Origin of the sequence: Streptococcus parasanguinis (assembly GCF_023109675.1) — a bacterium.
Taxonomy (GTDB): Bacteria; Bacillota; Bacilli; order Lactobacillales; family Streptococcaceae; genus Streptococcus; species Streptococcus parasanguinis_I.
On sequence record NZ_JALDUR010000025.1, the window covers coordinates 1 to 7,759 of the forward strand.

A 7,759-nucleotide genomic window follows, 5' to 3' on the forward strand; every position below is an offset into this window, starting at 1 on the left:
CTGTAAAAGCTGATGAAATCAGCGTAGTAGAGCCCACTCAACCACTGCGTCTTGCTCAACAATCCAAAAATAATTGAAAGGCTAGGACTTTTGTCCCAGCCTCCCTTGATTTTTATTTGCTATCGTGGTTTTCAACTGCCGCTGTGATAAAGGCTGTGTAAAGTCCTTCTGGGCGGTTTGGACGGCTTGACAATTCTGGGTGGTATTGGCAAGCAACAAAGAATTTATTTTCTGGGATTTCAACGATTTCGACCAAACGGTTGTCTGGTGAAACGCCTGAGAAGACAAATCCTGCTTCTTCGAACTGTTCACGGAAAGCATTGTTAAACTCATAACGGTGACGGTGGCGACGTTGCACCACTTCTTGATTGTCATAGGCAGCGGCTGCTTTTGATCCTCGTTTGAGTTTAGATGGGTAAAGACCGAGACGGAGCGTTCCTCCCATGTCTTCCACATCGATTTGGTCCCGCATGATATCGATAATTGGATACTTGGTTTCTGGATCCAATTCGGATGAATTGGCCCCTTCCAAGCCTAAAACGTGACGGGCAAATTCGATACAGGTTAACTGCATCCCCAAGCAGACACCCAACATTGGTACGTCCTGTTCACGCGCATACTTGATGGCTTGAATTTTTCCTTCTGTTCCCCGTTGGCCAAAACCACCTGGGACAATGATCCCATCCGCATCTCCAAGGAGTTCTGCCACATTTTCAGCTGTCACATCATTGGCATTGACCCAATTAATCTTGACTTCTGCATCATTGGCATACCCTGAGTGCTTCAAGGCCTCAACGACAGAAATGTAGGCATCTTGCAATTCTACGTATTTTCCAACCAAGGAAATCTTGACCTGCTTCTTGAGGTTCATGACCTTGTCGACCATCGCAGACCATTCTGTCATATCTGCTGCAGGAACATCCAATTTCAAATGGTCACAAACGATTTGATCCATGTTTTGCGCTTGCAAGTTCAATGGGATTTGGTACAAATGTTCCACATCCAGTGATTCGATGACAGCTTCTGGTGCGACATCACAGAATTGAGCCAACTTGTTCTTAATTCCTTGACCAGCTGGTTTTTCTGTACGGATGACCAACATATTTGGTTGAATTCCAAGACCACGCAATTCTTTCACAGAGTGTTGGGTCGGCTTGGTTTTCATTTCTCCCGCAGCCTTCAGGTAAGGTAGAAGAGTGGTGTGGATGTACATAACGTTTTCAGCACCAACATCTGCCTTCATTTGACGAAGAGCTTCAAGGAATGGAAGGGATTCAATGTCTCCAACTGTTCCCCCGACTTCTGTGATGATGACATCTGAATCCGTCGTCGTCGCTGCTCGTTTGATCTTTTCTTTCAAGGCATCTGTAATATGAGGAATAACCTGTACAGTCGCGCCCAAGTATTCTCCGCGACGTTCTTTGCGAAGAACTTCGCTATAAATTTTCCCTGTTGTCACATTTGAGTACTTATTCAGATTGATATCAATGAAGCGTTCATAGTGACCAAGGTCCAAGTCTGTCTCTGCGCCATCGTCTGTGACAAATACTTCCCCGTGTTGGTAAGGGCTCATCGTCCCTGGGTCAATATTGATATAAGGGTCAAATTTTTGGATAGTCACTTTCAATCCACGATTTTTGAGCAAGCGACCAAGACTTGCTGCGACAATCCCTTTCCCGATGGATGATACGACACCACCCGTGACAAAAATATATTTTGTTGACATGTGCTTTCCTCTTCTTCTAATGTTGTAGAGGCCATTCCTCTTTGCAGAAAAAACAAAAATAGCTCCCTAATCCTTAGGGAGCTCCGACCTCAAAATGAGGTGCCCGAACAATATCTTACCGCAAATGGTCTACTTTGTCAAATTGAAAATTTCATGAAAATAATGTTCGCTGTTTACACGACCTTTTCCACTCCATTTTGTGTGACGAGAAATTTCTCAAATTGAAGTTGAGGAATGCAAAGAGCAAGGTCCTTGTGGATTCGTTCTAGCGCTTCTAAACGCATCTCGACTGACGTCTCGGCATTTCCTTGGATGACAAAGAGGGCGTTTTGCGTGGTCTCCTCAAATTTGTAATGGTCACTATCGCGTACATCCAACCAAGCCAGAACTCCTTTTTGATCCCGGTAGACAGGATCTGTCGGTGCGACATGTTTTTCGCTAGAAAGGATCGGGAGGAAGATATCGTCTCTTTGACTCACTGTAAATTCAATCGGTCCCTCAATCTTATCTAGGTCATGTCCTCCGATCGCGAGAAAAGACTTCAGAGATTCGACATTATAGATATCAATGATGCTATTGATCTGAGGAAGAGCACCTCGATGCTGGATGTTTCGGATAAGAGCTAGGACTGTTGGTGGATTTTTCTTGATGCTACGCCCTACTTTTTGCAAGAGGTCTGTATACCCTTTGATGACAGGAGATGCCACTACTTCTTCTATCTGACACTGGAGCGCCCATTGTTCAAGCTCTTTCTTCTTTTCAAGAAAAGAAGGGGGCAAAACTGCTTGGGGATCCACATTTCTAGCAATTCCGACCACAACTGTATCAATACCAAGAGCTACTAAACTTTGATCTAAACGAAAGTCCATCTGGAACACCTCCTATTGGGAAACCTTACACGTTTATCATACGACATTTCATCACTTTTTTCAATGCAAACAAAAAGAGAGTGGGACAGAAATCGGTAATTCGTTAGAATTCGATTTCGTCGTCCCACCTCCGCACAGTTGAGTAGGGCTGTAAAAGCTGATGAAATCAGCGTAGTAGAGCCCACTCAACCACTGCGTCTTGCTCGACAATCCAAAAATAATTGAGAGGCTAGGACTTTTGTCCCAGCCTCTTCTTATGATTTATTCTTCTTCCTCGTCTTCAGAATCCTCTTCTTCGTCGTCTTCTTCGCTTAATTCAACTTCCTCACCCAAATCATCTGGTACGATTTCATTGATTTCAGCATCGTAAGCTTCGACTTCACTCTTTTCATCGTCTGGATTTTCTTCATCATATGAAAGAGCTGGATCTGCTTCGTAAACTTCTTCGTCTTCTGGATCGTCGTCGTTGTAGTCGATCGCATCTTCGTCTCCATCCATAAAGGCATTGACACGTTTTTTCTTCCGTTTCTTAGGAGTTTCATCTTCGTCTGTTTCTTCAAGAGCGATGATTTCTTCGTCAACTTCATCGATGGCATACCATGAACGAAGACCCCATTTGTTATCTCCAAGTGGGATAAAGCTTCCATCTACATTCAATTCTGTGTAGAACAATGGAAGAGCTTCACGGATCTCGCTGTTTGATTTTTCAAGGTAAATTTGAATTTCATTTACAAGATCGCTAAAGTACATTTCATGGTCACGTCCGCGTAATTCCAAAATCGCACGCGCCACTTCAATCATAGAAAGTTCACTTTTTTCTTGTCCAGCAAATACTTCTAATTCCAAGGGTAAATCTCCTTATGTTTCATTTCCTAAATGGAGAAGGATCCGGTCTTAAACCTCATCCTATCCTCAATGATAGATTGAAAACTTCTCGCCACTAAATCTATCACGCATTTTATCGTTACACTCTATTGTACGATAAATTTCCCCTTTCGTCAAAGGAAAATTCCAGGATTCTCCATGAAATCAAAAAAAGAAGAGCCTCACGGCTCTTCTTTTTTATCTCAATTATTTTACTTTTGCTGTGCTTGTGATCACGTTCACTGCTTTCTTCACTGTGATGTCATGTTTCAACATTTCTGGTGAAAGAAGGTTGCGAACTTGTTCAACTGGCATGTTGTAATCTGCTGCCAATTGTTCGATTTCAGCGTTGATTTCTTCTTCAGTTGCTTCGAAGCCTTCTGCTTTCGCTACTGCTTCAACCACAAGGTTTGTCTTCGTACGGCTTTCAGCTTCTGCTTCGTATTGTTTGTGAAGATCTTCTTGAGTTGTTCCAGTGATTTGGAAGTACATTTCAGGTGAGATACCTTGACGTTGCATGTTTCCAAGGAACTCGTTGATTGAACGGTGTACTTCTTCGTGGATCATTTCTTCTGGAAGGTCAACGATTTCAGCGTTTTCAACGGCAAGATCGATTGCTGCTGCTTCTACTGCATCGTTGTATGCTTCTTCTTTAGCTGCTGCCAATTCTTTGCGGTATTTTTCTTTCAATTCGTCAAGAGTTTCAACTTCTTCGTCGATGTCTTTTGCCAATTCATCGTCAAGAGCTGGTACTTCTTTTGCTTTTACTTCGTGGATAGTTGTCACGAATTTCGCTTCTTTACCTGCAAGATCAGCTGCTTGGTAGTCTTCTGGGAAGGTTACGATCACGTCAACTGTTTCACCAGCAGAGTGTCCAACCAATTGGTCTTCGAAACCTGGGATGAATTGACCTGAACCAAGTCCAAGTGAGAAGTTGTCACCTTTACCACCGTCGAATTCAACACCGTCGATAGAACCTACGAAGTCGATCACAACTGTGTCACCTTCTGCTGCAGCACCTTCTTTAACAACCAATTCAGCCAAGTTGTTGCGTTCGCGTTCGATACGAGCATCCACATCAGCGTCTGTTACTTCTTTAGAAACTTCTACTGATACTTCAAGGTCTTTGTAAGCACCCAATTTTACTTCAGGTTTTGTTACAACAGCTGCTGTCAATGTCCAGTCTTGACCTTTTTCCATAGATACAACATCGAAAGTTGGTTGTGCTACAACTTCGATTCCAGCTTCTTTAACAGCTGCTTCATATGCTGCTGGAAGAAGATCGTTCAAAGCATCTTGGTAAAGTGCTTCTTCACCAAAACGTTGGTTGAAGATTGGACGTGGAATATGACCTTTACGGAATCCAGGTACGTTCAAAGTTTTCTTAACTGACTCAAACACACGGTCCAAAGCAGGTTTGATTTGCTCTTGGCTGATTGTGAAAGTCAATACACCGTGGTTAGTTTCTTTGTTTTCAAATGATACAGACATTCTGTCTCTCCTTAAAATAATATAGTCATTCCTTATAATTTTACCACAAAACTTTGAAATTGCAAGTTTTAAAACGTTTTTGCCTCTCTTTTCATCCAAAAAAACTAGCCCTTTAAAGCTAGTTCTGATTATGATTTTCGGATGGGATCATCGAGGTAGAGAGCACGGGCACCGCCGATCAATTTTGGCCGACTGGCGAGGGCTGTGACATGGGCTCCACCTAGTTCACGCAAGATAGGGCGAATTGGAACTTGCACGTGTTTGACGTGCATCCCCACCGAGGTACCTCCGATGTCTAACCCCGCTTGAGCTGTGATAAATTCCACCTCAACAGGATCCTTAAAATACTTGAAAGCTGCGAGTTGTCCAGCACCTCCTGCATGGAGACTCGGAAGGACATTGACGATTTCTAGCTCCTTTTTATCTGCCAATTCTCTTTCGACCACCAAGGCGCGATTGAGATGCTCACATCCTTGTACCGCCAGATAAATGCCTCTTGGATTCAACTCATCTAGTAAGGTCTGGACAATAGCTTCTGCAATGTCGATGTTGGAGGCTTTTCCAATTGGCCCTCCTGCAACTTCACTTGAAGACATCCCGAGCACTAAAATCTGTCCTTGGCGGAGACGGCTTTTTTCCAAGACATCTACCAGGATTTCTTTTGTATCCTTCTTCAGTTGCTCCAGATCCATGAATTAGCTTCCTTTCTTTTGAAATGCATAATAGACCACATAGCCTAAAGCCATTCCAACAAAATTCTGAGCGAGGTTATTCGGAATATCCGAGATAGCAGCTCCCCAGCCATTGCCTAAAAAGAGAGCAGAAGCTAGTGCGTAACCGCCTACCATGACGACTGTCGCAAGAAGCAAGCCTAGGTAACGAGCTTTGCCCTTGAAGCCAGCGAAGTAACCTTGTCCCCCGTGAAAGAGGAGACTAAAGAACATCCACTGAGGATATCCTGAAATCAGATCCAATAAGAAGGCTCCGACACCACCTACAATAGCACCTTCCTTGCGCCCAAAATAGAAGGCTGTGAAATACACTCCAAGATCTAGCAGGGTGACGATCCCTGTAGGAGTTGGAAGTTTGGTATAGTAGCCAAGTACAACTGTCAAGGATGTCAAAATAGAGAGGCGGGCAATGAGTTGAGTTCGATTAGATGTCATACTGTACTACTCCATACTGGTCTGAATGTTGAATTGCTTGGAAAACAAAGTCTTTAGAGGCTTTAACAGCTTCAAGTGGAGATTTCCCTTGCACCAACTGGCTGGAAATGCTAGACGCAAAGGTACAACCAGCTCCTGTATTGTTCTTTTCTAAGACTGGCTCTTCAATGACGGTGAAGTCTGTCCCATCATAAAAGACATCGATGGCCTTTTCTTTATTGAGACGATTGCCTCCTTTGACCACGACATTCGCTGCTCCTAATTCGTGGAGCTTGCGCGCTGCCGCCTTCATATCGTCGAGCGATTGAATCTTGCTTTGGGTCAAGATCTCAGCTTCTGGTAAGTTTGGCGTGATGATGGTCACATAAGGGAAGAACTTAATCAATTCGTCTCGAAGAGCTGAAACTTCTACATCATGACTTTCCTTGCAGACCAAGACAGGATCTAGTACCACAGGAATCTCCGCATGGGCTTTGACATAGTCCAAAGCCAAGTCTGCCACTTCAACATTTGGCAAAAGGCCGAGTTTAATAGCAGAAAAAGGAACATCCTTGAGAGAGTTGAGCTGTTGAGCAAAGGTCGTCGGATCCACCGGAATCACTTCAAAACCGTGCTCCGTCATAGCGGTCAAACAAGTCACCGCTACAAAGCCATGCTGTTTGTTAGTCGTATAAGTTGCAAGGTCTGCGTGAAGACCTCCCCCACTAAAAATATCATTTCCTGAAATAGCTAGAATCAATTCATTACTCATAACGGATCTCCTTTAAATATAAGCCATTTGGCGCTGCTGTAGGACCTGCTAGATTGCGGTCCTTCTTTTCTAAAATTAGATCGATCTGCTCGATCGGCATCCGATCATTTCCAATCTTCAACAAAGTTCCCACCATATTGCGGATTTGCTTGTAGAGAAAGCCATTGCCCGAAAAGGTAAAGACAAGGCGATGATGTTCTGCATCCTCGACCAAGCGAGCCTCTGTAATCGTACGAACCTTATCTTCCACGCTGGTTCCCGAAGCTGTAAAGCCGGTGAAATCATGGGTTCCCTCCAACTTTTGGATGGCTGCTTGCATCTTTTCCACATCCAAAGGATAAGGATAGTGGGTGGCATAGTGGCGCATCATGGGGTTCTTGGGACGACCATAATCCACGATAAATTCATAGGTCTTGCTGTGCTTCTTGTAGCGTGAGTGAAAGTCATCTTCTACTTGCTCCACTCGGATGAAATCAATATCCTCTGGGGTTTGGGTATCGAGGGCAAAGCGGAGCTTCTCCTCGTCCCGCGCTTGGGGGAGATCAAAATGAATCACCTGCCCAAGAGCATGGACACCTGAATCCGTTCGCCCCGCTCCATGAACGGTAACAGGGGTTCCTTGATTGAGGCGCGTCAAGGTCTTCTCGATTTCTTCTTGCACACTACGGGCATGCGGTTGGCGTTGAAACCCTGCAAACAAGGTCCCGTCATATGAAATGGTTGCTTTGTATCGTGTCATGGTTCTATTTTAGCAAGATATAGAAGGGGTTACAAGAGTGAAAAATTTAAACTGTCCGGGTACAGTTTTGCAAACACAAAAAGAGGCTGGGACAAAAGTCCTAGCCTCTCAATTATTTTTGGATTGTCGAGCAAGACGCAGTGGTTGAGTGGG

Annotated in this window: 8 protein-coding genes; all 8 read right to left on the bottom strand. The window is 44.1% G+C overall.

Features of this window, described 5'->3' with window-relative positions:
• Positions 1–112: 112 nt before the first annotated feature.
• The 8 genes from pyrG to truA all read right to left on the bottom strand — a co-directional run bounded on the left by pyrG (position 113) and on the right by truA (position 7,606).
• Positions 113–1,726: a CTP synthase gene (pyrG, locus tag M1G14_RS10670; protein ID WP_003004055.1), complete on the bottom strand. Its 1,614-nt coding sequence runs from the start codon at positions 1,724–1,726 to the stop codon at positions 113–115.
• 173 nt (positions 1,727–1,899) lie between these two features.
• Positions 1,900–2,595, bottom strand: a complete 696-nt coding sequence (locus M1G14_RS10675; RefSeq protein WP_049514890.1) for a B3/B4 domain-containing protein — start codon at positions 2,593–2,595, stop codon at positions 1,900–1,902.
• Between the two features lie 261 nt (positions 2,596–2,856).
• Positions 2,857–3,441, bottom strand: a complete 585-nt coding sequence (rpoE, locus tag M1G14_RS10680; RefSeq protein ID WP_024054894.1) for a DNA-directed RNA polymerase subunit delta — start codon at positions 3,439–3,441, stop codon at positions 2,857–2,859.
• 225 nt (positions 3,442–3,666) lie between these two features.
• Positions 3,667–4,950 (bottom strand): trigger factor, encoded by a 1,284-nt coding sequence (tig, locus tag M1G14_RS10685; RefSeq protein WP_003004508.1) that lies wholly within the window; start codon positions 4,948–4,950, stop codon positions 3,667–3,669.
• A gap of 128 nt (positions 4,951–5,078) precedes the next feature.
• Positions 5,079–5,642, bottom strand: a complete 564-nt coding sequence (locus M1G14_RS10690; RefSeq protein ID WP_049522932.1) for a TIGR01440 family protein — start codon at positions 5,640–5,642, stop codon at positions 5,079–5,081.
• A gap of 3 nt (positions 5,643–5,645) precedes the next feature.
• Positions 5,646–6,116 carry an ECF transporter S component gene (locus tag M1G14_RS10695; RefSeq protein WP_049522933.1) on the bottom strand — a complete coding sequence of 157 codons (471 nt, stop codon included), beginning with the start codon at positions 6,114–6,116 and terminating at the stop codon, positions 5,646–5,648.
• Positions 6,106–6,867 carry a bifunctional hydroxymethylpyrimidine kinase/phosphomethylpyrimidine kinase gene (locus M1G14_RS10700; RefSeq protein WP_003004120.1) on the bottom strand — a complete coding sequence of 254 codons (762 nt, stop codon included), beginning with the start codon at positions 6,865–6,867 and terminating at the stop codon, positions 6,106–6,108. Before M1G14_RS10700 ends, M1G14_RS10695 begins: the two co-directional genes overlap by 11 nt.
• The gene (gene truA, locus M1G14_RS10705; RefSeq protein WP_003004657.1) at positions 6,860–7,606 is read right to left on the bottom strand and encodes a tRNA pseudouridine(38-40) synthase TruA; all 747 of its coding nucleotides are present in this window, start codon (positions 7,604–7,606) and stop codon (positions 6,860–6,862) included. Before truA ends, M1G14_RS10700 begins: the two co-directional genes overlap by 8 nt.
• Positions 7,607–7,759: the final 153 nt, after the last annotated feature.

Excerpts from the sequence above, each read along its gene's own strand:
- pyrG (WP_003004055.1), bottom strand. The coding sequence starts at position 1,726 with ATGTCAACAAAATATATTTTTGTCACGGGTGGTGTCGTATCATCCATC.
- M1G14_RS10675 (WP_049514890.1), bottom strand. The coding sequence starts at position 2,595 with ATGGACTTTCGTTTAGATCAAAGTTTAGTAGCTCTTGGTATTGATACA.
- tig (WP_003004508.1), bottom strand. The coding sequence starts at position 4,950 with ATGTCTGTATCATTTGAAAACAAAGAAACTAACCACGGTGTATTGACT.
- M1G14_RS10690 (WP_049522932.1), bottom strand. The coding sequence starts at position 5,642 with ATGGATCTGGAGCAACTGAAGAAGGATACAAAAGAAATCCTGGTAGAT.
- M1G14_RS10695 (WP_049522933.1), bottom strand. The coding sequence starts at position 6,116 with ATGACATCTAATCGAACTCAACTCATTGCCCGCCTCTCTATTTTGACA.
- M1G14_RS10700 (WP_003004120.1), bottom strand. The coding sequence starts at position 6,867 with ATGAGTAATGAATTGATTCTAGCTATTTCAGGAAATGATATTTTTAGT.
- truA (WP_003004657.1), bottom strand. The coding sequence starts at position 7,606 with ATGACACGATACAAAGCAACCATTTCATATGACGGGACCTTGTTTGCA.